This is a genomic window from Acinetobacter beijerinckii CIP 110307, assembly GCF_000369005.1.
Lineage (GTDB): Bacteria > Pseudomonadota > Gammaproteobacteria > Pseudomonadales > Moraxellaceae > Acinetobacter > Acinetobacter beijerinckii.
This window is the reverse complement of record NZ_KB849765.1, coordinates 240,041-261,384: the sequence shown is the minus strand read 5'-3', so window position 1 is coordinate 261,384 and position 21,344 is coordinate 240,041. Positions and strand designations below refer to the sequence as shown.

General features: G+C 39.6%; 28 protein-coding genes. 27 read left to right on the top strand and 1 reads right to left on the bottom strand.

Annotation, left to right across the window (positions count from 1 at the left end):
• The first annotated feature begins 78 nt into the window (after positions 1–78).
• The 20 genes from rplN (at position 79) to F933_RS06710 (ending at position 11,713) form a co-directional block, all read left to right on the top strand.
• Complete coding sequence (gene rplN / locus F933_RS06805) at positions 79–447, top strand: 50S ribosomal protein L14 (RefSeq protein WP_004657680.1); 369 nt, start codon at positions 79–81, stop codon at positions 445–447.
• Positions 448–456: 9 nt separating this feature from the next.
• On the top strand, positions 457–774 hold the full coding sequence (rplX, locus tag F933_RS06800) for a 50S ribosomal protein L24 (RefSeq protein WP_005052028.1): 318 nt from the start codon (positions 457–459) through the stop codon (positions 772–774).
• 15 nt (positions 775–789) lie between these two features.
• On the top strand, positions 790–1,326 hold the full coding sequence (rplE, locus tag F933_RS06795) for a 50S ribosomal protein L5 (RefSeq protein WP_005052027.1): 537 nt from the start codon (positions 790–792) through the stop codon (positions 1,324–1,326).
• Positions 1,327–1,335: 9 nt separating this feature from the next.
• Entirely contained in the window at positions 1,336–1,641 is a 306-nt protein-coding gene (gene rpsN / locus F933_RS06790) for a 30S ribosomal protein S14 (RefSeq protein WP_005052026.1), read from the top strand.
• Positions 1,642–1,652: 11 nt separating this feature from the next.
• Positions 1,653–2,048, top strand: coding sequence for a 30S ribosomal protein S8 (gene rpsH / locus F933_RS06785; protein ID WP_005052024.1), 396 nt, complete (start codon positions 1,653–1,655; stop codon positions 2,046–2,048).
• 13 nt (positions 2,049–2,061) lie between these two features.
• Positions 2,062–2,595, top strand: a complete 534-nt coding sequence (gene rplF / locus F933_RS06780; RefSeq protein WP_005059706.1) for a 50S ribosomal protein L6 — start codon at positions 2,062–2,064, stop codon at positions 2,593–2,595.
• Between the two features lie 14 nt (positions 2,596–2,609).
• Entirely contained in the window at positions 2,610–2,960 is a 351-nt protein-coding gene (gene rplR, locus F933_RS06775) for a 50S ribosomal protein L18 (RefSeq protein WP_005052022.1), read from the top strand.
• Between the two features lie 2 nt (positions 2,961–2,962).
• The gene (gene rpsE / locus F933_RS06770) at positions 2,963–3,460 is read left to right on the top strand and encodes a 30S ribosomal protein S5 (RefSeq protein ID WP_004657688.1); all 498 of its coding nucleotides are present in this window, start codon (positions 2,963–2,965) and stop codon (positions 3,458–3,460) included.
• A 6-nt stretch (positions 3,461–3,466) separates the two neighbouring features.
• The gene (rpmD, locus tag F933_RS06765) at positions 3,467–3,643 is read left to right on the top strand and encodes a 50S ribosomal protein L30 (protein ID WP_003653652.1); all 177 of its coding nucleotides are present in this window, start codon (positions 3,467–3,469) and stop codon (positions 3,641–3,643) included.
• 3 nt (positions 3,644–3,646) lie between these two features.
• Entirely contained in the window at positions 3,647–4,087 is a 441-nt protein-coding gene (gene rplO, locus F933_RS06760; protein ID WP_005052020.1) for a 50S ribosomal protein L15, read from the top strand.
• 45 nt (positions 4,088–4,132) lie between these two features.
• Positions 4,133–5,452 carry a preprotein translocase subunit SecY gene (secY, locus tag F933_RS06755; protein WP_171065728.1) on the top strand — a complete coding sequence of 440 codons (1,320 nt, stop codon included), beginning with the start codon at positions 4,133–4,135 and terminating at the stop codon, positions 5,450–5,452.
• 20 nt (positions 5,453–5,472) lie between these two features.
• Positions 5,473–5,589, top strand: coding sequence for a 50S ribosomal protein L36 (gene rpmJ, locus F933_RS06750; RefSeq protein ID WP_000867907.1), 117 nt, complete (start codon positions 5,473–5,475; stop codon positions 5,587–5,589).
• A gap of 107 nt (positions 5,590–5,696) precedes the next feature.
• Positions 5,697–6,053, top strand: coding sequence for a 30S ribosomal protein S13 (gene rpsM, locus F933_RS06745; RefSeq protein WP_005052018.1), 357 nt, complete (start codon positions 5,697–5,699; stop codon positions 6,051–6,053).
• A gap of 19 nt (positions 6,054–6,072) precedes the next feature.
• The gene (rpsK, locus tag F933_RS06740) at positions 6,073–6,459 is read left to right on the top strand and encodes a 30S ribosomal protein S11 (RefSeq protein ID WP_001040166.1); all 387 of its coding nucleotides are present in this window, start codon (positions 6,073–6,075) and stop codon (positions 6,457–6,459) included.
• Positions 6,460–6,471: 12 nt separating this feature from the next.
• Positions 6,472–7,098: a 30S ribosomal protein S4 gene (gene rpsD, locus F933_RS06735; RefSeq protein ID WP_004641035.1), complete on the top strand. Its 627-nt coding sequence runs from the start codon at positions 6,472–6,474 to the stop codon at positions 7,096–7,098.
• 18 nt (positions 7,099–7,116) lie between these two features.
• Positions 7,117–8,124, top strand: coding sequence for a DNA-directed RNA polymerase subunit alpha (locus F933_RS06730; RefSeq protein ID WP_004660372.1), 1,008 nt, complete (start codon positions 7,117–7,119; stop codon positions 8,122–8,124).
• Between the two features lie 18 nt (positions 8,125–8,142).
• Entirely contained in the window at positions 8,143–8,508 is a 366-nt protein-coding gene (gene rplQ, locus F933_RS06725; RefSeq protein WP_004641032.1) for a 50S ribosomal protein L17, read from the top strand.
• Positions 8,509–8,700: 192 nt separating this feature from the next.
• Positions 8,701–9,198, top strand: a complete 498-nt coding sequence (locus F933_RS06720; protein WP_005059705.1) for a GNAT family N-acetyltransferase — start codon at positions 8,701–8,703, stop codon at positions 9,196–9,198.
• Between the two features lie 405 nt (positions 9,199–9,603).
• Complete coding sequence (locus F933_RS06715; RefSeq protein ID WP_005059704.1) at positions 9,604–11,094, top strand: flavin-containing monooxygenase; 1,491 nt, start codon at positions 9,604–9,606, stop codon at positions 11,092–11,094.
• 124 nt (positions 11,095–11,218) lie between these two features.
• Positions 11,219–11,713, top strand: a complete 495-nt coding sequence (locus tag F933_RS06710; RefSeq protein WP_005059703.1) for a DUF2059 domain-containing protein — start codon at positions 11,219–11,221, stop codon at positions 11,711–11,713.
• Between the two features lie 47 nt (positions 11,714–11,760).
• On the opposite strand, the gene F933_RS06705 is transcribed toward F933_RS06710, so the two are convergent.
• A complete protein-coding gene (locus F933_RS06705; protein WP_005059702.1) occupies positions 11,761–12,933 on the bottom strand; it encodes an acyl-CoA dehydrogenase family protein in 1,173 nt (390 codons plus the stop codon).
• 187 nt (positions 12,934–13,120) lie between these two features.
• Here F933_RS06705 and F933_RS06700 point away from each other — a divergent pair, with 187 nt between their 5' ends.
• The 7 genes from F933_RS06700 (at position 13,121) to F933_RS06670 (ending at position 21,330) form a co-directional block, all read left to right on the top strand.
• Positions 13,121–13,378 carry an FAD assembly factor SdhE gene (locus F933_RS06700; RefSeq protein WP_034710568.1) on the top strand — a complete coding sequence of 86 codons (258 nt, stop codon included), beginning with the start codon at positions 13,121–13,123 and terminating at the stop codon, positions 13,376–13,378.
• A complete protein-coding gene (locus F933_RS06695) occupies positions 13,365–13,760 on the top strand; it encodes a hypothetical protein (RefSeq protein ID WP_005059700.1) in 396 nt (131 codons plus the stop codon). The genes F933_RS06700 and F933_RS06695 overlap by 14 nt, the downstream gene beginning before the upstream one ends.
• A 208-nt stretch (positions 13,761–13,968) precedes the next feature.
• Positions 13,969–14,190 (top strand): hypothetical protein, encoded by a 222-nt coding sequence (locus tag F933_RS06690; RefSeq protein ID WP_005059699.1) that lies wholly within the window; start codon positions 13,969–13,971, stop codon positions 14,188–14,190.
• A 343-nt stretch (positions 14,191–14,533) separates the two neighbouring features.
• Positions 14,534–15,619, top strand: a complete 1,086-nt coding sequence (locus F933_RS06685; protein ID WP_005059697.1) for a hypothetical protein — start codon at positions 14,534–14,536, stop codon at positions 15,617–15,619.
• Positions 15,620–15,692: 73 nt separating this feature from the next.
• The gene (gene rrtA / locus F933_RS06680; RefSeq protein WP_005059696.1) at positions 15,693–16,283 is read left to right on the top strand and encodes a rhombosortase; all 591 of its coding nucleotides are present in this window, start codon (positions 15,693–15,695) and stop codon (positions 16,281–16,283) included.
• Between the two features lie 156 nt (positions 16,284–16,439).
• Complete coding sequence (locus F933_RS06675) at positions 16,440–18,650, top strand: TRAP transporter large permease subunit (RefSeq protein ID WP_005059693.1); 2,211 nt, start codon at positions 16,440–16,442, stop codon at positions 18,648–18,650.
• A 475-nt stretch (positions 18,651–19,125) separates the two neighbouring features.
• On the top strand, positions 19,126–21,330 hold the full coding sequence (locus tag F933_RS06670) for a TRAP transporter large permease subunit (RefSeq protein ID WP_005059692.1): 2,205 nt from the start codon (positions 19,126–19,128) through the stop codon (positions 21,328–21,330).
• The last annotated feature ends 14 nt before the right edge of the window (positions 21,331–21,344 follow it).

Below are 21,344 nucleotides of genomic sequence, written 5' to 3'. Positions count from 1 at the left end.
TGCATCATCGGACAATTTCGAGTACTCTTTGAGCCTTTCGAAATTGTGACCGGTGATGCTCGGTTTTGGAGTAGGGCAATGATTCAAACCGAAAGTATGCTCGACGTAGCAGACAACAGTGGTGCACGCCGCGTACAATGTATTAAAGTACTAGGTGGTTCACACCGTCGTTATGCTTCAGTTGGCGACATTATTAAAGTTACTGTAAAAGAAGCAATCCCACGCGCACGTGTTAAAAAAGGTGACGTGATGAATGCTGTAGTTGTTCGTACAAAATTCGGCATCCGTCGTCCAGACGGTTCAGTTATTCGTTTCGACGATAACGCAGCTGTTATTTTGAACAACAATAAAGCTCCGATTGCGACTCGTATCTTCGGACCAGTGACTCGTGAACTTCGTACTGAACAGTTCATGAAAATCATTTCATTGGCTCCTGAAGTTCTATAAGAGGCAATCATGGCTAAGATTAAAAAAGGCGATCAAGTAATTGTGATCGCAGGTAAAGAAAAAGGCAAACAAGGTGTTGTTTTGTCAATTTCTGAAGATCGAGTTAAGGTCGAAGGTCTTAACTTAGTGAAGAAGCATCAAAAGCCGAACCGTGTAACTGGCGCTGAAGGCGGCATCGTTACTCAAGAAGCTACGCTTCATATTTCAAACGTGGCAATTTTTAATGCTACAACCCAAAAGGCTGACCGTATTGGTTACCAAGTGATTGATGGCGCGAAAACTCGTGTTTATAAATCAAATGGTGAATCAGTGGCGGTAGCGAAGTAATAGGTTGAATAGGCGATGGCCAGACTTAAAGCACGTTACAATGAAGAACTTAAAGCGAAGTTAAAAGAAGAACTTAGCATTAAGAATGTGATGGAAATTCCACGCATTACTAAAATCACACTGAATATGGGTGTGGGCGCAGCTGCAACTGATAAGAAATTATTAGATGGTGCTGTTGCTGATATGCAACTCATTGCTGGTCAAAAACCAGTTGTGACTCTTGCTCGTAAATCAATTGCTGGTTTCAAAATCCGTGATGGTTGGCCGATCGGTTGTAAAGTTACTTTACGCGGCGACCAAATGTACGAATTCTTGGATCGTTTGATCTCGATCGCAATCCCTCGTATCCGTGACTTCCGTGGTTTCTCAGCGAAATCATTTGATGGTCGTGGTAACTACTCTATGGGTTTAAAAGAGCAGATCGTTTTCCCTGAAATCGATTTTGATAAAATTGATCGTATCCGTGGTTTAGATATCACTATTACGACCACTGCTCGTAGCGATGACGAAGGCCGTGCGCTTATGCGTGCATTCGGCTTCCCGTTCAAATAAGAGGTCGATATGGCTAAGAAAGGTATGATTAATCGCGAATTGAAACGCGAAAAGACAGTAGCAAAATACGCTGCAAAACGTGCTGAATTAAAAGCAACGATTGCAAATGTAAATGCAACTGACGAAGAACGTTTCGCCGCGACGCTAAAATTACAAGCATTACCACGTAATGCATCTCCAGTACGTCTTCGTAACCGCTGTGGTTTAACTGGTCGTCCTCATGGTTACTTCCGTAAGTTCGGTTTAAGCCGTAACAAATTACGCGATACAGTAATGCAGGGTGATGTACCAGGCGTTGTTAAAGCAAGCTGGTAAGGAGCGACTAAATGAGTATGCAAGATACCGTTGCCGACATGTTAACACGTGTTCGTAACGCACAAATGGCAAAGAAACAAACCGTTTCTATGCCGTCTTCTAAGTTGAAAGTTTCTATTGCAAACGTACTTCAACAAGAAGGTTATATTTCAAATGTAGAAGTGGCTCAAGAAGAGACAAAATCTACTTTGACTATTACGTTAAAATATTTCGAAGGCAAACCAGTTATCGAAACGGTTAAGCGCGTAAGCCGTCCAGGTCTACGTCAATACCGTGGTAAAGATAAATTACCGAGCGTTAAGCAAGGTTTGGGTATTGCAATTGTTTCTACAAGCAAAGGCATCATGACTGATCGCGCTGCACGTGCTGCGGGCATCGGTGGTGAAGTTATTGCTTTTGTTTCTTAATAGGTGATTCCTCATGTCTCGTGTGGCTAAAGCCCCAGTAACTGTACCTAATGGTGTAACAGTTACTAAGAACGGCCGGCAGGTCGAAGTGAAAGGCAGCAAAGGTACATTGTCTTTCAACCTGCATGCGCTGGTCGAGCTTAAACAGGATGATAGTACACTTCAACTTGCTCCAGTAAAAGAGTCGAAAGACGCTTGGATGCAAGCTGGTACTGCTCGCGCTGTATTGAACAACCTTGTAAAAGGTGTCAGTGAAGGCTTCGAACGCAAGTTGCAACTCGTTGGTGTTGGTTATAAAGCTGCGGTTAAAGGTTCTGTTGTTAACCTCGCTTTAGGTTACTCACACCCGATTGACTACGCTTTACCAGAAGGTGTAACAGCGGAAACTCCAACTGCTACTGAAATCATTTTGAAATCAGCAAACAAGCAGTTGTTAGGTCAAGTAGCAGCGGAAATCCGTGCATATCGTTCTCCTGAACCGTATAAAGGTAAAGGTGTTCGTTATTCGGATGAAGTTATTCTTCGTAAAGAAGCTAAGAAGAAATAAGGCGCGAGGTTCTTATGAACGAAAAGAAACAAACCCGTTTGCGTCGTGCGAAAAGCACACGCTTGCACATTCGTGCATTGGGTGCGACTCGTTTGTGTGTAAACCGCACTCCGCGTCACATCTATGCTCAAGTCATTTCAGCAGATGGTGGCAAAGTTTTAGCGCAAGCTTCAACTTTGGATACATCATTGCGTAGTGGTGCGACTGGTAATATCGATGCAGCAACTAAAGTTGGTGCTTTAATCGCAGAACGTGCTAAAGCAGCTGGTGTTACTAAAGTTGCATTTGACCGTTCTGGTTTTAAATATCATGGTCGTATCAAAGCCTTGGCTGATGCTGCTCGTGAAGGCGGCTTGGAGTTCTAATCATGGCGAAAGTTGAACAAAACGAAGGTCTCGTTGAAAAGCTGGTTGCCGTTGATCGTGTAGCCAAAGTTGTTAAGGGTGGTCGTATCTTCTCTTTCACAGCATTAACTGTTGTGGGTGATGGTAATGGTCGTGTAGGTTTTGGTCGTGGTAAAGCACGTGAAGTTCCAGCTGCTATTTCTAAAGCACTTGAAGCAGCACGTCGCAACATGATTACTGTAGACCTTGCGGGGACTACTTTACAACACCCTGTGAATGCTCGTCATGGTGCAAGCCGTGTGTATATGCAACCTGCTTCAGAAGGTACTGGCGTAATTGCTGGTGGCGCAATGCGTGCTGTTCTTGAAGCTGCTGGTGTACATAACGTACTTGCTAAATGTTATGGTTCTACTAATGCTGCTAACGTAGTAAACGCAACTTTCAAAGGTTTGCGTGATATGACTTCTCCTGAGAAAGTCGCTGCAAAACGTGGTCTTTCAGTAGAACAAATTCAAGGGTAATCAATCATGAAAACGATTAAAGTTACCCAGACTAAATCTTCTTCGCATCGTTTAAAAAATCATAAACTTTGCTTACAAGGTCTTGGTCTGCGTCGTATTGGTCATACTGTAGAAGTGCAAGATACGCCTTCTAACCGTGGTATGGTCAACAAAGTTTACTATATGGTTAGTGTAGAGGAATAAGCCATGACTCTGCGTTTAAATGAACTTGCACCTGCAGAAGGTGCTAAACGTGAAAATCGTCGTTTAGGCCGTGGTATCGGTTCTGGCGTTGGTAAGACTGGTGGCCGTGGTGTCAAAGGTCAAAACTCACGTAAAAGTGGTGGTACTCGTCCAGGCTTTGAAGGCGGTCAAACTGCATTATATCGTCGTTTGCCTAAATTCGGTTTCACTAGCCAAATCGCTTTGAAAACTGCTGAAGTGCGTTTGTCTGAGTTGAATAAAGTTGAAGGTGATGTTATTAGCCTTGAAACTTTGAAAGCTGCGAATGTTGTTCGTCGCGATCAAATTCGTGCTCGCATCGTACTTTCTGGTGAAATCACTCGCGCGTTCACTGTACAAGGTGTCGTGTTGACTAAAGGCGCTAAAGCTGCTGTTGAAGCTGCTGGCGGTAAAGTCGAGGAGTAATCTCGAGTGTCTATGACTCCTAGTTCTACTGGTCATGTAAACATGATGAAAGGCCAACCGTTTCATGTGAAATATCGTGAAATTATTCGTCGATTAATGTTTTTGATTGGCGCGTTGTTGGTCTTTCGACTAGGAGCGCATATTCCGTTGCCGGGTATTGATAATGTGGCGCTTGCACAGTTTTTTAAAGCTAATGAAGGTACCTTCTTAGGTTTATTTAACATGTTCTCAGGCGGTGCATTAGAACGCATGTCGATTCTTGCATTGGGGATTATGCCGTACATTTCTGCATCGATTATTGTGCAGCTGATGTCTACGGTTGTTCCATCGCTTGAAGCTTTGAAGAAAGAAGGCGAGCAAGGCAAACGTAAGATCAATCAATATACACGTTATGGCACTCTATTTCTTGCACTTGTGCAAGGTGTAGGGATGTGTGCAGGTCTGATCAGTCAAGGTATTACTTTGACTTCAGGCTTGGCATTCTATGTTCCAGCTTTGACTTCTTTAGTTGCAGGAACAATGTTTTTGATGTGGTTGGGAGAACAGATTACCGAACGTGGTGTTGGTAATGGTATTTCCATGATTATTTTTGCAGGTATTGTTGCTGGGTTACCAAGTTTAGTAATTCAGTCTTTTTCATCTGTACAAAATGGTCAAGGTAGTTTAATTGGTTTAGCTGTATTCGGTTTATTATCGTTAGCAGTTTTAGCAGCGATTGTGTTTATTGAAAAAGCACAACGTCGTATTCCAGTAAACTATGCTCAAAAACAGCAGGGTCGTCGCGTATTTACTGCACAGCAAACACACTTACCATTAAAAATTAATATGGCAGGCGTGATTCCAGCAATTTTTGCAAGCTCTTTGTTATTATTTCCAGCGAGCTTGGGACAATGGTTAGGAAGTGCTGATCCAAATGCAGGGATTGTTAAGCGTAGCTTGCAAGATTTGGCATTGGTGTTATCGCCTGGACAGCCGTTGTATTTAATGCTTTTTGGTGCGTTAATTATTTTCTTCTGTTATTTCTACACGGCGCTTGTATTTAGTCCAAAAGAAGTTTCAGAAAATTTAAAACGTAGTGGGGCATATGTACCTGGTATCCGCCCAGGTGAGCAAACGGCTCGTTATTTAGATCATATTCTTAACCGTTTGACATTTATTGGTGCAATTTACATTACCGTAGTGTGTTTAATGCCTATGGTGCTACAGAGTTCTTTTGGTATTCCATTCCATTTGGGTGGAACATCATTGCTAATTGTAGTTGTAGTGGTAATGGACTTTATGGCGCAGTTACAAGCGCACCTTACTTCGCATCAATATGATAATCAAACGTTAATGAGAAAAACGACTGCTCATCCTAAGGGATAAGCGCACTTAGAGGTTTCATCATGAAAGTACAAGCTTCTGTAAAGAAAATTTGTGGTAGCTGTAAAGTTATCCGTCGTAATGGGGTTATTCGCGTAATTTGTAGCGCAGAACCTCGTCATAAGCAGCGTCAAGGTTAATTTAATTAAGACCTGTTGATTTCAGTAGGCTAATTAGGTTATTATCCGCCCCTCAAGATTTTTGTGGGGCGGTTGATTATCTTGACTGCCTTTTTGGAGAAAATTGAATGGCTCGTATTGCCGGTGTAAACATTCCGGATAACAAGCATGCTGTTATCTCTCTCACGTATATTTTTGGTGTAGGTCGCCACACGTCTAAGAACATCTTAGCTGCTGTTGGTATTTCTGAAACCACTAAAATTCGTGAATTAGATGATGCTCAGCTTGATGCGATTCGTGCAGAAGTTGCTAAGGTTCCGACCGAAGGTGATTTACGTCGCGAAATTTCCATGAACATTAAACGTTTAATGGATTTAGGCTGCTACCGCGGTCTTCGTCATCGTCGCAGCTTGCCTGTTCGCGGACAACGCACCAAAACTAACGCACGTACCCGTAAAGGTCCGCGCAAACCGATTAAAAAGTAAGATTTCTGGAAGCTAAAAGATGGCTAAAGATACTCGCACACGCAAGAAGGTCACTCGTACCGTCTCTGAAGGTGTTGCACACATTCACGCGTCTTTTAATAACACCATTGTTACGATTACCGATCGTCAAGGTAATGCATTGGCTTGGGCTACCTCAGGTGGACAAGGCTTCCGTGGTTCACGTAAATCAACTCCGTTTGCTGCTCAGGTAGCTGCTGAAGTTGCTGGTAAAGCAGCTTTGGATTACGGTTTGAAAAACCTAGACGTCCTTGTAAAAGGTCCTGGTCCAGGTCGTGAGTCTGCGGTTCGTGCATTAGGCGCAGTGGGTTATAAGATTAACAGCATTACCGATGTGACTCCAATTCCTCACAACGGTTGCCGTCCACCTAAAAAACGTCGCGTGTAAGGAGAAACATTCATGGCTCGTTATATTGGTCCAAAATGCAAACTCTCTCGCCGCGAAGGGACAGACCTGCAACTTAAATCAGGCGTTAAACCGTTTGATGTTAAAACCAAAAAACACAATAAAGCACCTGGTCAACATGGTCAGGCTCGTGGTGGTAAGCAATCTGAGTATTCACTACAATTACGTGAAAAACAAAAAGTACGTCGTATGTACGGTGTGTTAGAGCGTCAATTTAGTAACTACTATAAAGAAGCAGCTCGTGTTAAAGGCGCAACAGGTGAAAACTTGTTGAAATTGCTTGAAAGCCGTCTTGATAACGTAGTTTATCGCATGGGTTTTGGTTCTACACGTTCAGAAGCTCGTCAGTTAGTTTCTCACCGTTCTATTACTTTAAATGGTCGTCGTGTAAACATTGCGTCTATTCAAGTAAAAGCTGGTGATGTAATTGCAGTGCATGAAGGTGCTAAACAACAATTGCGTATTAAAAATGCAATTGAGTTAGCTGCTCAACGTGGTATCCCTGCTTGGATGGAAGTTGATCATTCTAAGTTAGAAGGTACGTTTAAAGCTGCACCAGATCGCTCTGATTTACCTGCTGAAATCAACGAAAGCTTGATTGTAGAATTGTATTCTAAATAATCCTTGAGGTAGCAATAAATGACGCGTACTGCAAACGAGTTTCTAACTCCGCAAGCGATCAAGGTCGAAGCGGTGAGCGGGACCTCGGCAAAAGTGATTCTGGAACCTTTAGAGCGTGGCTTTGGTCATACTCTAGGTAATGCTTTACGTCGCATTCTATTGTCTTCTTTGCCTGGCGCTGCTGTGGTTGAAGTTGAAATAGAAGGCGTCGAGCACGAGTACAGTACTTTAGAAGGCTTGCAGCAGGACATCGTCGAGCTCTTGCTGAACCTAAAAGGATTGTCTATTAAGCTGTTCGATCAAAATGAAGCATATTTGACATTAGAGAAACAAGGTGCAGGTGACGTAACAGCAGCTGACCTTCGTTTACCTCATAATGTTGAAGTGGTTAACCCTGATCATTTAATCGGTACTTTGAGTTCTTCTGGTTCATTAAAAATGCGCCTTAAAGTTGCTCAAGGTCGTGGTTATGAAACATCTGACTCTCGTTTCCCTGAAGGCGAAACACGTCCTGTTGGTCGTTTACAGTTAGATGCTTCTTATAGCCCAATCAAGCGCGTTTCTTACACAGTTGAAAATGCTCGTGTAGAACAGCGTACCGATCTTGATAAGTTAGTGATCGATCTTGAAACTAACGGAACTGTTGATCCAGAAGAAGCAATCCGCAAAGCGGCAACAATCTTGCAACAACAAATTGCAATTTTTGTTGATCTTCAGAAAGATCAAACTCCGGTTGCTCAAGAACCTCGCGAAGAAGTTGACCCAATTTTGCTTCGTCCAGTAGATGATCTCGAGCTAACTGTTCGTTCTGCTAACTGTTTGAAGGCAGAAAATATTTACTACATTGGTGATCTTGTTCAACGTACTGAAGTTGAGTTGTTAAAAACTCCTAACTTAGGTAAAAAATCGTTAACAGAGATCAAAGATGTTTTGGCATCGAAAGGTTTACAACTCGGCATGCGTTTAGAGAATTGGCCACCAGCTAGTCTCCGTATGGATGACCGTTTTGCCTATCGTAGCCGTTAATTAAGTAGGACTATCACCATGCGTCATCGTAATAGTGGTGTGAAATTAGGCCGTACAAGCAGCCACCGTAAGGCGTTGTTTCAAAACTTAACAAATGCTTTAGTAGAGCACGAGTTAATTAAGACAACTTTGCCTAAGGCGAAAGAACTTCGTCGTGTTGCTGAGCCTTTAATCACTTTGGCTAAAAACGATACTGTTGCAAACCGTCGTTTAGCGTTTGCTCGTACTCGTTCAGCAGCAACTGTTGGTAAATTATTTACCGTTCTTGGCCCTCGTTACAAAGAACGTAACGGCGGTTATCTTCGTGTTCTTAAAGCGGGCTTCCGTGCAGGTGATGCTGCACCGATGGCTTACGTTGAACTCGTTGACCGTGAAGTAAAATAATACTTCTACGCGTAGAACAGTCAGTTGTTCCAAAAAAGGTCGGTGTAATAACCGACCTTTTTTATTAGATTTTTTAATAGTTTTTGAGACATAAAGATTCTAAATAATAATTTGTTTATTAATACTGATTTTGGCGATTGGCTAGTATGCTAAATTAGGTCGCAATACTATAAAAACATCAAATAGAGAAATATGTTAGATATTGAGATTACAATTTTAGGTGCAGCTGAACTGAATGATTTTAGAATGATTAGACTTTCAGCTTTAGTGAAAGCTCCAGAAATGTTTGGCTCTACTTATGATTCAGAAGTCGTAAAGCCATTAAGCTTTTTTCAAAGTTGCTTATCAGGTTCAACGATTTTTGGCGTCTATCATAAAGGTAAAATTATAGGTTTAGCGACTTTAACACGAGAGAGTGGAATAAAGATTTCTCATAAGTTTGTTCTATCTAGCGTATTTATTGAACCTGAATTTCAAAGACAAGGGATTGCAAATGAATTGCTTCGCGCAGTTATCGCTTATTGCAAAGCGCAAGTAGAACAAATTTTACTGACGGTTGCCGATGATAATCAGCCTGCAATTAACCTTTATCAAAAATTTGGATTTCGGGTTTATGGTTTGGAAAAAAATGCTTTGAAAAATGATACTAAATACACGGATGAGCTTTTAATGAAGCTTTTTTTACACTAGGGTGTATATTTACAGCCATCGAAAGGCAGTACTGCCTTAGTTGATAAAAGATCTTTTTAACTTACTAAACCCCTAATAGTTCAACTTACGATGTTTTAACGGAAAACCTATCAGCTCTCTTGTAATAAAGTCTGTTTTTCTATTTTGACATTTTTTGAAAGTTATTCTGTGCTTGTATTAGATAAGATTATTTTTTAATAGCATCGAATTTATATACAAATTTATTTGTTTACTTTGCATTGTTATTCAAGAAAACCAAGCGAAAATCTCAGGATTTTTTAACCACTTTTTTTCTCAAAATGTCCCGAAGTGATATGAAAAAACCGATGAATGACTAAACTTGACATTGTGTATTGTCAAATTTGTGCTTTAATAAAGACATGATTTACACAGGGTATAAAAAAAATGGAAAAGCAAGTTGATGTTCTCATTATTGGTGCAGGTATCTCTGGAATTGGGTTGGCTGTACATCTCTCTAAAAACTGTCCACAACGCAAATTTGAAATTTTAGAGCGTCGTGAAAGCTTTGGTGGTACTTGGGATTTATTCCGTTATCCTGGTATTCGTTCAGACTCAGATATGTCTACTTTTGGTTTTAATTTTAAGCCATGGGCAAAAGATAAAGTTCTTGCAAGCGGTGCTGAGATTAAAAGCTATTTAAGTGATGTAATTAGTGAAAATCAGTTAAAAGAAAAAATTCATTTTGGTCATCGTGTATTGTCTGCGAACTATGATTCTGCTAAGAAAAAATGGGCAGTTGAGATTGAGGACAGCAATATGAAAAAGCAAACTTGGTCAGCGAATTTTGTAATGGGCTGTACTGGTTATTATAACTATGATCAGGGCTATGCACCTAAATTTCCTAATCAACAGGATTTCAAAGGTCAACTCATTCATCCGCAGCATTGGCCAGAGAATTTAGACTATACAGGTAAGAAAGTCGTTATTATCGGCAGTGGTGCAACAGCGATTACCCTTGTACCTTCAATGGTAAAAGGCGGTGCTGGTCATGTCACAATGCTTCAACGTTCTCCTTCTTACATTGCGACGATTCCTTCAATCGACTTTATTTATGAAAAAACGCGTAAATTTATGTCTGAAGAAACAGCTTATAAGTTTACCCGTGCTCGTAACATTGGTATGCAACGCGGTATTTATGCTTTAGCACAAAAATATCCTCAAACAGTACGTCGTTTATTATTGAAAGGCATTGAATTGCAGCTTAAGGGTAAAGTGGATATGAAACACTTTACGCCGAGCTACAATCCTTGGGATCAACGTTTATGTGTCGTACCTGACGGTGATTTATTTAAAGCATTACGCGAAGGTAAAGCGGATGTTGAAACGGATCAAATTGAGAAATTTACTGCGAAAGGTATTCAATTAAAATCGGGTAAACATTTAGATGCTGATATTATTATTTCGGCAACAGGCTTAGAAATCCAGATTTTAGGTGGTGTGCAAGGTTCAATTGATGGCAAACCAATGAATACATCAAACCATATGCTTTATCAAGGTGTTATGGTCAGTGATGTACCAAACATGGCGATGATCATTGGTTATATCAATGCTTCATGGACGTTGAAAGTTGATATTGCTGCTGATTATATCTGTCGCTTGATCAACCATATGGATAAAAATGGTTATGATGAAGTAATCGCACATGCTGATCCTGCTCAGCGTGAACAAGATACGATTATGGGTAAGATGTCTTCAGGATATATTGCTCGTGCAGCAGATGTTATGCCAAAACAAGGTAAACAAGCACCTTGGAAAATCACTAACAATTATTTAGCTGATCGTAAAGAGTTGAAAGATGCTAAATTCAATGATGGCGTTTTACAATTTCACAAACGTGGCGAACAAGCTGATCGTAAGCCAAAATTAGTGTCTTAATCGAATAGGCTCTATCAAAACCTCATGCTAATGCATGAGGTTTTTTTATTTATAATTATTCTTTAAATCAGGATAATATCGCGTATATTGAGCAGTATTAAAATTTAAAACGAAGGATTGATCAATGAAAAAAGTATTGATTTTGGGGACATTATTATTAAGTCAGCTTGCATTTGCTGATGATATGAAACAAAAAGAACAGATCGCACAAAAATTAGTTTCTGTGGATGGCACTGAGCAAGGTCTACAGAATACAGATAAGATGATTTTAGAACAAATTAAGATGCGTTTGCCAAAAGACTTACCAGAGAGTTTTTATACAGATTTAAGTAAAAACCTAAATAGTGAGCAGCGTAAACAATTTATTGTGCAGCGCTATGTTGAAAGCTTTAGCCAAAAAGAATTACAAGCTGCTTTAGCATTTTATCAATCCACTGAAGGAAAGGCATGGGCTAAGAAAGCAAGTGATGTGGGAAGTGAAGTGGCGCATTTCACGACACAAAATGCGCGCACTGCTTTAAATACAACAATGCAGCAATATATTGATAATCCGACAGTTAAACAATTGATGGCGAGAATGAATCCACAAGCAATACCAACCGTTGAAAAGAAAAATTAAAAAATAAAAAGGATAGGGCGAGAATCCCTATCCTTCGTTTAAAGCGATTAAAGTGTACGAGAGATCAGTTCTTTCATAATCTCATTGGTACCTGCATAAATACGATTTGCACGATTATCGATATATGCGCGAGCGATTGGGTACTCAAGCATATAGCCGTAACCACCATGTAATTGTAAACAATCATCTACAACTTTAGAGAACATATCAGAGATTTTGTATTTTGCAGCGGCAGCAGCATCTACACCTAAATTTTCTTCTAATTGCAACTCCATACAACGATCCAAATAGGTACGGCAGAAATCAATTTCTGTACGCAACTCTGCAAGTTTGAAACGTGTATTTTGGAATGTACTAATAGATTTACCAAAAGCTTTACGATCTTTGGTGTATTGAACAGTATGAGCAAACGCGGCTTCAGCACCTGCTTGGCATATAATTGCTACTAACATACGTTCCCATGCAAGTTCTTTCATGAGCATGATGAAGCCCATGCCTTCCATGCCCAATAAATTTTCTTTTGGTACACGAACATTATCAAAGAACAACTCACAAGTGTCCTGACCTTTCATCCCAATTTTATTTAAAGGTTTTCCTTTGCTAAAACCAGCACGATCAGCTTCTACGATAATTAAAGATAAGTTTGCTGAGCCTTTTTCATTATTACCTGTTTTACAGACAACAATTGCCATATCACATAGATAGCCATTGGTAATAAAGATTTTTGAGCCATTGATCACATATTCATCGCCATCCAATACGGCTGTGGTGCGAACGGCTTGTAAATCAGAACCTGTGCCAGGTTCAGTCATTGCAATTGCAGTTACAGCCTCGCCTGATGCCATTTTGGGCAACCATTTTTGTTTTTGCTCTTCATTGCCAAAGTTATTGATGTAATTTGCAACGATATCTGAGTGTAGTGAAAAGCCTGTGCTTGAATCCATTGCATAAGCTTGTTCTTCAATTAAGATCATGCTGTATAGGCGATCGACACCTGAACCACCGTACTCTTCAGGCATCGTGGTACAAAGCAAACCAAGTGCACCTGCCTTATTCCATAAATCGCGATCAACATGTTGTTGTTTTTCATATTTCTCAATATTTGGAACAACTTCTTTTTCATAAAATTTACGAACAGTTTCACGAAATGCTTCATGGTCAGAAGTAAATAATTTTCGTGCTAACATATTTGGAATTGGACGAATTGCACCTGATTGCATTTGTTATTTTTTCCTTAATCAATAGATTTGAGATGATCATGGTCAAGATACAAGAAATCGAAAATATTGGACAATGTGATCAATGCTCAATTTACTTGATGTATTTGGTCACCTTGGAAAAATCTCTGCGAACTTAACAGGGGATCGGGTACACTATGTGGGAAACTGTTGCATAGCGAAACACATAATGTCTGATGAAATGACTCTTGAAGAACGTAAAGTAATTTATCGCGCACGTCGTGGTTTAAAAGAAATTGATGTGTATTTTGATCCTTATGTGAAGAATCACTATTTAACCGCTGATCAAGCAGAAAAAGCTTTGTTTGCTGAATTGGTTGAGCAAGAAGATCCAGATTTGCTAGATTGGTTCATGGAAGTCGGTGAACCACCACGAAATGAATTAAAAGATTTTATTTTAAAACTAAAACATTATGTCCACGGCTAGTCGTCTTTTCGAGCTGCAATACAGCCGTTTTTCGATTGTATTGCAGTTTTTTATATTTCTTACCATTTTAATTCTAAGCTATCAATTACTCCATCCGATGCTGTGGTTGTTAAGTCTCGGAATCATGGCTTTCGCATGGTTTAAGCTATTCAAGCAGCCGTCCATCATTCGTTTTGAATATTTAGATGAACACATCTGGTCGTTTGAATTTTCAGATAAGAATTTAGCAATTCAACGTTTGAATATTACTAAAATAATTGACCATAAAGCTTATGTTTCAATTCATATTGCTGACTCGAGTTGCAAAACTTACATCATTTGGTGGGATCAATTGTCATATTTGCAATGGAAAAATCTAAAGTTGCTGGCAAAAGTGATTTGATTGTCAGACAATTCTACATTTGTATAAAAATTAAAAATTAATATTTTTCATATTCTTAATAATTAATAGTAAAGTTTTTATCTCAATTGTTAGATTAAATACTCTAAAAAATCGTGAAAATCATGATTGTCAGACAATATGGCAATCAACTTGGATACGTTTTCGCTAAAGTACAAACACCAACGTAAAGTGTGGTGGAGGTCCTAAGATGGAAATTCCAACATGGTCGTTTCTGGTGATTGCAATCATTTTTGCAATTGTTGTAGGAAGAGCAGGAACTTTACTCAGGGAACTTCTTGAATCACATCAACATAAAGTTGTAGTGACCAAGAGAAAGAGATTGAAAGTGTCATCAATATACACACTCCCAGTGAATAATGATGATGAACGCCAATCTAGTATTCACCAAAAGTGGATACGCAAAGTGTAGGAGGTCTCTATGGAGATTTCAATGTGGATGTTTCTAGTAATTGCAGTCGTTATGGCGATTGTTGTAGGAAGAGCTGGAACATTACTAAAGGATTATTTTCAACAAAACTAAAAGATAAAGAGTTTTAAGTTTTTACCAGTTAATAAGTAGCATGTGCTGAACCGTCGCAATGCTACTTTTTTTTGCCTGAAATTTGTGTATTTTCAATTCTCTGTCAATTCGCTTATTTGTGAATTGTGTCAAAATGTCCATCTTAAATTAGAGCAATTACTCTTTAATTCACGTATTGCATCTGATAAGGTACATCTAAAAGGAAAAACAAATTAATTAGAGGACAGGAAGAATGTCTAAACTCCATAGAATTGGACAGGGTGTGGCGGTTGCGTTACTTACAACATCAATGTTATCTGGGTGTTCATACGTCATTAAAACAGGTGCAAATGTTGCATTAGGCTTCAGTGAAAATCATATTGTGCCACCAATTTTAGCGATGGATGATGCTGAAATGGTTTGTAATTCAGGAAATGCTTTAACTCCTGCGATTATGGCAACAAAAGATATGGGTGCTGATCCGACGCGCATGGCAGTATTGCTTTATACGTCTGCGGGGATTTGTGCTGAAAATCAGGCTTTAGAGGCTGAATTACGTTATTTACGAGCATCAAAAGCTGGGCAGGTAACTGAAGCGCAAGATGCTCGTATCGAGCAAAAACGTTGGGCTGGTATTGCTGCTCAACGTCAATATGCTGGTTATCAACTATTTAGAGACCGCTGGGAAGCAAAATATAAATATAAACTAGGTGATTCATGCCCAACTATGCGCAATGACTTGGATCAAACTGTTTATCTGCTCGGTATGGTGAGTGGTTTACAGGCGATGACCAATGACATTAACTCAGGTGGTGCAATCAACGTTCCAAAAGATATTGCAGGTATTGTTGAACGAGGTATGGCTTGTTTAGACAATGAAAAATTCTGGGGTGCGCCAATGGCAACGCGCGCTGTAATCTGGACCTTATTACCAGGTGCAGGAGATGGTAAGCCAGAACCATATGCGACCATGAAACAGTCAATGCAAATTGGTGAGAAAAAAGGTGTGCGTCTGTCTCATGCTCTATATGCCGTTGCAGCTCAAGCAAGTGGAGATGATGCAAAACTTCGTGATGCTTTCCGTTCATATGCTGCGGCTACAGGTGAAGATAAACCAGCAAATCCTCAGTTTAGATTGATCGATCAGATGGCTGGTCTCATGGTTCGTGGTATTGCAGATCGTTATTGGACTGAAAATACTGGTGTTCGAGCAGGCGATGAAGGTTTAACGTCTTTCTGGGATGACAAACAAGAAAGCTCAACGGAACTGGATGAATTATTCGATGGTGGTGGTGATGGTGCATCAGCGCCAGCAACTGAAGAAGTTCCAGCCGAGTAACCTGAATTAAACGACCTTTTACCGATGAAACATTTAAATTGGTGAGAGGTCTGTTTTTATGAGGTGTAAATAAATGAAAGATCAAGTATGGATACGGAAAGTCATTTTGATCGCTATATGCGTTTCAATATCAGCGTGTTTGCAAGTATTTGCTGATCATTTCATTTATTGGCGACCTAATCTGCTTGGCGAATTTTGGAGATTGTGGACAGCACATTGGGTTCATGTCGGTTGGGTTCACTTTCTGTTGAACATGATGGCATTTGCATGTTTGCCCTTTATTTTTCCTCATGTTCGTAATTGGCATTTATGGGCGCTCTTATTTATCTTACCGCCATTTATCAGTCTGATCTTCTATTTTTATCTTCCATATATTGATGCTTATGCAGGACTATCGGGGGTATTACATGGTTTATATACCGCAGTCGGTTTGGTTTATTTGAAGTATAAAAATGAGCGTAAGTTTGCAATCTTGGTTCTCAGCTTAATAGCCGTGAAACTAGCTTGGGAAAATACCTTTGGGCAAACAGGAACTGCGCAATTGATTGGCAGTCCTGTATTAACCGAAGCTCATTTGATTGGTGCAATTGGAGGTGTGTTGTGCGGATTAGGATATTTGGTATTAAAACGATTTAAGACTTGGAAACTAAGAAAAACAGTATAAATGTGATTGTGGTCATTCTTGGATAAAGTTTGCTGCAACTTTAAGCGGTTTAAAAGGGATTGGTTACGAAGAGGGTAAGTCATTTATCTATCGACCATTTAAATAGCATGATTCAACATCTTTGGATGGATGTTGATAACAAAAACTGGAATAGACATGCAAAATGATCAAGAGAAAAAGTCTGGACTAGGTCTACTGAGTCATATCTGGACTGAGTGGATATCGACCTTTGTTATTCTTGTTTTACTATTAATGACGCTCGTTATTGGTACAGGTGAGATGATTCATGGTCAATTATTGCGTATGGGGGAGAGCCTGTATGGTGATCCTGATACAGGAATGCAGTATTCATTTCTGCGTGCTGAACCTGAAAAGCCGACCTGTGACAGAAATCCAAATATAGATGCACAAGTTCAAGAGCAGATGAAAATCAATGCTGCCGATGAATTTGCAAGTATGTTTGGTGTAGCTTCTGAGGCAGATGTTCGAACTTCATTGCTAGCGGCTCAGCAACAATGTGATGAGAAATACCAATTCTACGATAAGGCGATGAAACATATCGAAGCCAATCCGAGTATTCGTACCTATCGACAAATAGAAACGAGCTTCTTTGGCATCTTTAAATTTGGTACGGAGAATCGTGCTTTATTCCTTGTGATTATGGTTGTATTTGCTGCCATCAGTGCGACATTGAAAGCTCATCACATTGGTTTACGTAGCCCAGCAACCAAGACCGATTTTCGTGTTTATAACATTGCGATGTTATTAGGTAATGCGTTGTTGACGTCTTCCGTCATTAGCCAATATAAATCGGTACTCAATTCTGGTGTTCCTATTACACCTGAAATGACTGTAATTTATTGGTTATGGATGATTCTGTTTGCGGTTCTGACTTTAATTAGTTTATTCCAATTAATTAAACCACCAACTCCAACACGTGAAGGTGGAAATGTAGGCTTAGCCTTCCTCAGCGTTCCTCTATATGCTTATATGGCAATTATCACAGGGGTTGCATTTACTTTCTTCATGGATTATCCGATGGGTCAAGGTATTTATCTTGGTCAGTTGGTTGAGTTCTCGAATATTTTCTTGAATCTTGCATTGTTTATTTGGGCTGGTATGTTGCTCAAGCAAACACGTATTGTTGATTTATTCTTGAATATCTTGCGTCCATGGAATTTGGCTCCTGAAACGTTAACGTGGTTAATTCTAATCGCTGCGGCATTACCAACAGCATACACTGGGGCCTCTGGTATTTTCGTTATTGCTGCGGGCGCAATTATTTATAAAGAAGTGTGGAATGCGGGTGGACGTCGTCAATTTGCACTCGCTGCAACAGCACTATCGGGTTCAATGGGTGTGGTTTTACGTCCGTGTTTATTGATCGTTGTAGTTGCTTCGTTGAACAAAGAGGTTACAACCGATCTGCTTTATAAATACGGTATGTACACCTTCTTACTCACATCTACTTTATTTTTAATTATTGCTTTAATTTTTGCAGAGCAGAAATTTAGAATTGCACCACCAAAGATTGCACTGCCAAAATCATTACGTGCATTTGTACCTGTATCACCGTATATCGTGATCTTTGTTTTGATCTGGTTGTTCTATAAACATGCTTTATCAACAGATTTAAATGAATTTACAGCACCAGTGATGATGCCTGTGATTTTATTGATGATGGTATTGTTTGATAAGTTGCGTAAAGAACCTGCACCGCTTGCACCTGTTGGTCATTGGGATAGTACTTTAAATAGCTATACATTACCTGCGGATGGTACTCAACCTGCACCGAGAATCAATCCAGAAGATGATCCACGCAAACCAGAACGTAATATCTCATTTGGAAAGGCGTTACACGCATCTACAAGTGAAACAGTAGGTCATATTGGTGCGCTTGTAATTCTGATGGCACTTTCAGTGAGTGTTGGTGGTTTCCTCGAGCAGATTCATATCATGGAAGCCTTCCCGCAAGATATTAATAATATCGTTGTTGTGATTACATTGATTGTATTCTTAATGATTTTTGTTGGTATGATCATGGATCCATTTGGAGCAGTAATTCTCATTACTGCGACAGTCGCACCAGTTGCATATCAGTACGGCATTGATCCTATTCACTTCTGGATGATTGCATTAATTGGTTTTGAGTTAGGTTATGTGACACCACCGGTAGCTCTCAATCACTTATTAGCACGTCAGGCGATTGGTGATGCAGAAGTTGCTGAAGCAGACGCTGAAGTTAGACATTTATCTTTCTACTATCGTTATGAGCGCTGGATTTTACCTTTACTGGTTATGGTACCAGCTATTCTGATTATTGCTTACGTGCCTTACTACTTCAAAATGTTTGGTTGGTATAGTTAATTATAAGTAATATTAAAAAAGCACCTTCGGGTGCTTTTTTATTTTTACATTTTAAGGTTGTTTTAAGATTTTAATATTATTATATAAAGTTATTTATAATATAAGTTTCATGATTCTTCATTTAATTAATTCGTAGCTGGATTCTTGTAGTTAATTGGGTTTTGTTGTTAAGTATTTGATATTAAATGTTAATATGTATTTAAAATAATTTCTTGGTTAACTGTTTATCTTTAATATAGTCTTTATTGAGTTTAATTTTATGAAATTTATTTTATATTATTTAGTACATATGTATTGATAATAAAAACCAACAATAAAGTAATTGTAGTCATTTTCTTTAATAAAACTTTGTTGCAAATTTAAACGGTTTAAAAGGGATTGGTCAGAAAAGGGTAATTCATTTATCTATCAGCCATGGATAACGCATGATTCAACATCTTTGGATGGATGTTGATAACAATAAACTGGACAAGACATGCAAAATGATCAAGAAAATAAGTCTAGATTAGCCCGATTAGGTTATATCTGGAATGATTGGATATCAACATTCATTATTCTTGCATTGCTACTAATGACTCTGCTTATTGGTACAGGCGAGATGATTCACGGTCAAATGCTTCGTATGGGTGAGCGTTTGTATGGTGATCAAACCACAGGAATGCAGTATTCATTTTTACGTGCTGAACCTGAAAAACCTACTTGTGACCGTCATCCTGACATTGAAGGGCAAGTTCAAACGCAGATGAAAGCCAATGCTGCGGATGAGTTTGCAAGTATGTTTGGTGCTGCCTCTGAATCTGATGTGCGTACCTCATTGTTAGCTGCACAACAGCAGTGTGAAGAAAAATATCAATTTTATGATAAGGCGATGAAACATTTGGAGGCTCATCCAAGTATTCGTACTTATCGTCAAGTAGAAACCACATTCTTCGGTATCTTTAAGTATGGTTCAGAGAACCAGACTGTTTTACTGTTATTTATGGTGCTGTTTGCTTCTATTACTGCATCTTTGCGTTATCACCATATTGGTTTGCGTGCACCGAAAAGTAGAATTGATTTTAGAGTTTATTCAGCGTTAATGGTGATTGGTAATGGTTTACTCAGCTATTCTGTGGTTAGCCAATATCAATCTTTACTCAATTCAGGGGTAGAGTTAACCGATAAAACCTTGATGATTTCATGGTTATGGATCTTACTTTTTGTTTCTTTGACGATCATCAGTGTATTTCAATTTCTCTTCGTACCAAAGACTGCACAAACTAAAGGAAACTTTGGTCTAGCCTTGTTGAGTGTTCCACTATATGCATTCATGTCAATCGTGACAGGGATCGCATTTACCTTCTTCATGGATTATCCAATGGGGCAAGGGATTTACTTAGGTATCTTGGTTGAGTTCTCGGGTATTTTCTTAAATCTTGCATTGTTTATTTGGGCAGGTATGTTGCTCACTCAAACCCGTGTGATGGATTTATTCTTAAACATCCTACGTCCATGGAACTTGGCACCTGAAACCTTAACGTGGTTAATCTTGATTGCAGCAGCGATTCCAACAGCATATACAGGTGCTTCTGGTATTTTCGTTATCGCAGCCGGTGCGATCATCTATAAAGAAGTCTGGAACTCTGGTGCACGTCGTCAATATGCACTCGCTGTATCTGCGATGTCAGGTTCTTTGGGTGTGGTCATTCGTCCATGTTTACTTGTGATCTTGATTTCGATGCTGGACAGCCGTCATGTGACGTCTACAGAATTATTTGATCATGGTATCTATGTATTCTGGTTAACAGCATTCATTTTCCTTGGTGTTTCTTTAATTCTTGCTGAAGAAAAATTCCGTGTGAACTCGCCTAAAGTTGCAGTTCCTGGCATGTTACGTGCGTGCGTACCTGTGATTCCTTATGTGATTATTGGTTTTGCCGTTGTGATGTTCTATAAGCTTGCTTTAGATACGTCGATCAATGAATTCACCGCACCGATGATTTTACCGTTGGTGTTGATTGCAATGATCTTGTTTGACAAGTTGTTTTCAGCAAAACTTGCCCCTGCACCAGTCGTTGATGCCAAGCATGAAGCACTGGTTCGTGAGCATGAAAAGAAATCAGAATTCTTGAAATCACATGATCCACATGGCAGTAAGAGCTTTGGTTTTGGTGGTGCATTACGTTTTGCAACCTCAGAAACGGTTGGACATATCGGTGCATTGATTCTGCTGATGGCATTATCTGCAAGTGTCGGTGGTTTAATCGAGCGTGCTGAAGTGGTTGAGTTATTACCGACACACTTGGGTAATATCTATATTTCACTTGCCTTTATTGCACTGTTACTTGCCATTATTGGGATGACAACAGATCCATTTGGTGCGGTGATTTTAGTTGCTGCAACGGTTGCACCTGTGGCCTACGAAAATGGTATCCACCCGATCCACTTCTGGATGATCGTATTGGTTGCATTCGAATTCGGTTATGTAACGCCGCCTGTTGCCTTGAACCACTTGCTGACGCGACTCTCCGTCGGGGATGAGGAGGTTACCGCCGCTGATAAAGAAGCGAAAGAGAAATATACAAGTTTCTACTTCCGTTATGAACGCTGGATTTTACCTATCATTGTTTTATTCACATCATTAGTCTTGGTGACATATGCGCCTTATGTTTTCCAAATGTTTGGTTGGTATAAACACTAATTTTTGAGATCGAA

What these genes read in the sequence shown, in the direction of transcription:
- rplF (WP_005059706.1), top strand. Translation starts at nt 2,062, where the DNA reads ATGTCTCGTGTGGCTAAAGCCCCAGTAACTGTACCTAATGGTGTAACA.
- rplO (WP_005052020.1), top strand. Translation starts at nt 3,647, where the DNA reads ATGACTCTGCGTTTAAATGAACTTGCACCTGCAGAAGGTGCTAAACGT.
- secY (WP_171065728.1), top strand. Translation starts at nt 4,133, where the DNA reads ATGAAAGGCCAACCGTTTCATGTGAAATATCGTGAAATTATTCGTCGA.
- rpsK (WP_001040166.1), top strand. Translation starts at nt 6,073, where the DNA reads ATGGCTAAAGATACTCGCACACGCAAGAAGGTCACTCGTACCGTCTCT.
- rpmJ (WP_000867907.1), top strand. Translation starts at nt 5,473, where the DNA reads ATGAAAGTACAAGCTTCTGTAAAGAAAATTTGTGGTAGCTGTAAAGTT.
- F933_RS06675 (WP_005059693.1), top strand. Translation starts at nt 16,440, where the DNA reads ATGCAAAATGATCAAGAGAAAAAGTCTGGACTAGGTCTACTGAGTCAT.
- rpsM (WP_005052018.1), top strand. Translation starts at nt 5,697, where the DNA reads ATGGCTCGTATTGCCGGTGTAAACATTCCGGATAACAAGCATGCTGTT.
- F933_RS06710 (WP_005059703.1), top strand. Translation starts at nt 11,219, where the DNA reads ATGAAAAAAGTATTGATTTTGGGGACATTATTATTAAGTCAGCTTGCA.
- F933_RS06685 (WP_005059697.1), top strand. Translation starts at nt 14,534, where the DNA reads ATGTCTAAACTCCATAGAATTGGACAGGGTGTGGCGGTTGCGTTACTT.
- F933_RS06720 (WP_005059705.1), top strand. Translation starts at nt 8,701, where the DNA reads ATGTTAGATATTGAGATTACAATTTTAGGTGCAGCTGAACTGAATGAT.
- rpsD (WP_004641035.1), top strand. Translation starts at nt 6,472, where the DNA reads ATGGCTCGTTATATTGGTCCAAAATGCAAACTCTCTCGCCGCGAAGGG.
- rplQ (WP_004641032.1), top strand. Translation starts at nt 8,143, where the DNA reads ATGCGTCATCGTAATAGTGGTGTGAAATTAGGCCGTACAAGCAGCCAC.
- F933_RS06730 (WP_004660372.1), top strand. Translation starts at nt 7,117, where the DNA reads ATGACGCGTACTGCAAACGAGTTTCTAACTCCGCAAGCGATCAAGGTC.
- F933_RS06715 (WP_005059704.1), top strand. Translation starts at nt 9,604, where the DNA reads ATGGAAAAGCAAGTTGATGTTCTCATTATTGGTGCAGGTATCTCTGGA.
- rpmD (WP_003653652.1), top strand. Translation starts at nt 3,467, where the DNA reads ATGAAAACGATTAAAGTTACCCAGACTAAATCTTCTTCGCATCGTTTA.
- F933_RS06690 (WP_005059699.1), top strand. Translation starts at nt 13,969, where the DNA reads ATGGAAATTCCAACATGGTCGTTTCTGGTGATTGCAATCATTTTTGCA.
- rplN (WP_004657680.1), top strand. Translation starts at nt 79, where the DNA reads ATGATTCAAACCGAAAGTATGCTCGACGTAGCAGACAACAGTGGTGCA.
- rpsN (WP_005052026.1), top strand. Translation starts at nt 1,336, where the DNA reads ATGGCTAAGAAAGGTATGATTAATCGCGAATTGAAACGCGAAAAGACA.
- F933_RS06695 (WP_005059700.1), top strand. Translation starts at nt 13,365, where the DNA reads ATGTCCACGGCTAGTCGTCTTTTCGAGCTGCAATACAGCCGTTTTTCG.
- rplE (WP_005052027.1), top strand. Translation starts at nt 790, where the DNA reads ATGGCCAGACTTAAAGCACGTTACAATGAAGAACTTAAAGCGAAGTTA.
- F933_RS06700 (WP_034710568.1), top strand. Translation starts at nt 13,121, where the DNA reads ATGTCTGATGAAATGACTCTTGAAGAACGTAAAGTAATTTATCGCGCA.
- F933_RS06670 (WP_005059692.1), top strand. Translation starts at nt 19,126, where the DNA reads ATGCAAAATGATCAAGAAAATAAGTCTAGATTAGCCCGATTAGGTTAT.
- rpsH (WP_005052024.1), top strand. Translation starts at nt 1,653, where the DNA reads ATGAGTATGCAAGATACCGTTGCCGACATGTTAACACGTGTTCGTAAC.
- rplX (WP_005052028.1), top strand. Translation starts at nt 457, where the DNA reads ATGGCTAAGATTAAAAAAGGCGATCAAGTAATTGTGATCGCAGGTAAA.
- F933_RS06705 (WP_005059702.1), bottom strand. Translation starts at nt 12,933, where the DNA reads ATGCAATCAGGTGCAATTCGTCCAATTCCAAATATGTTAGCACGAAAA.
- rplR (WP_005052022.1), top strand. Translation starts at nt 2,610, where the DNA reads ATGAACGAAAAGAAACAAACCCGTTTGCGTCGTGCGAAAAGCACACGC.
- rrtA (WP_005059696.1), top strand. Translation starts at nt 15,693, where the DNA reads ATGAAAGATCAAGTATGGATACGGAAAGTCATTTTGATCGCTATATGC.
- rpsE (WP_004657688.1), top strand. Translation starts at nt 2,963, where the DNA reads ATGGCGAAAGTTGAACAAAACGAAGGTCTCGTTGAAAAGCTGGTTGCC.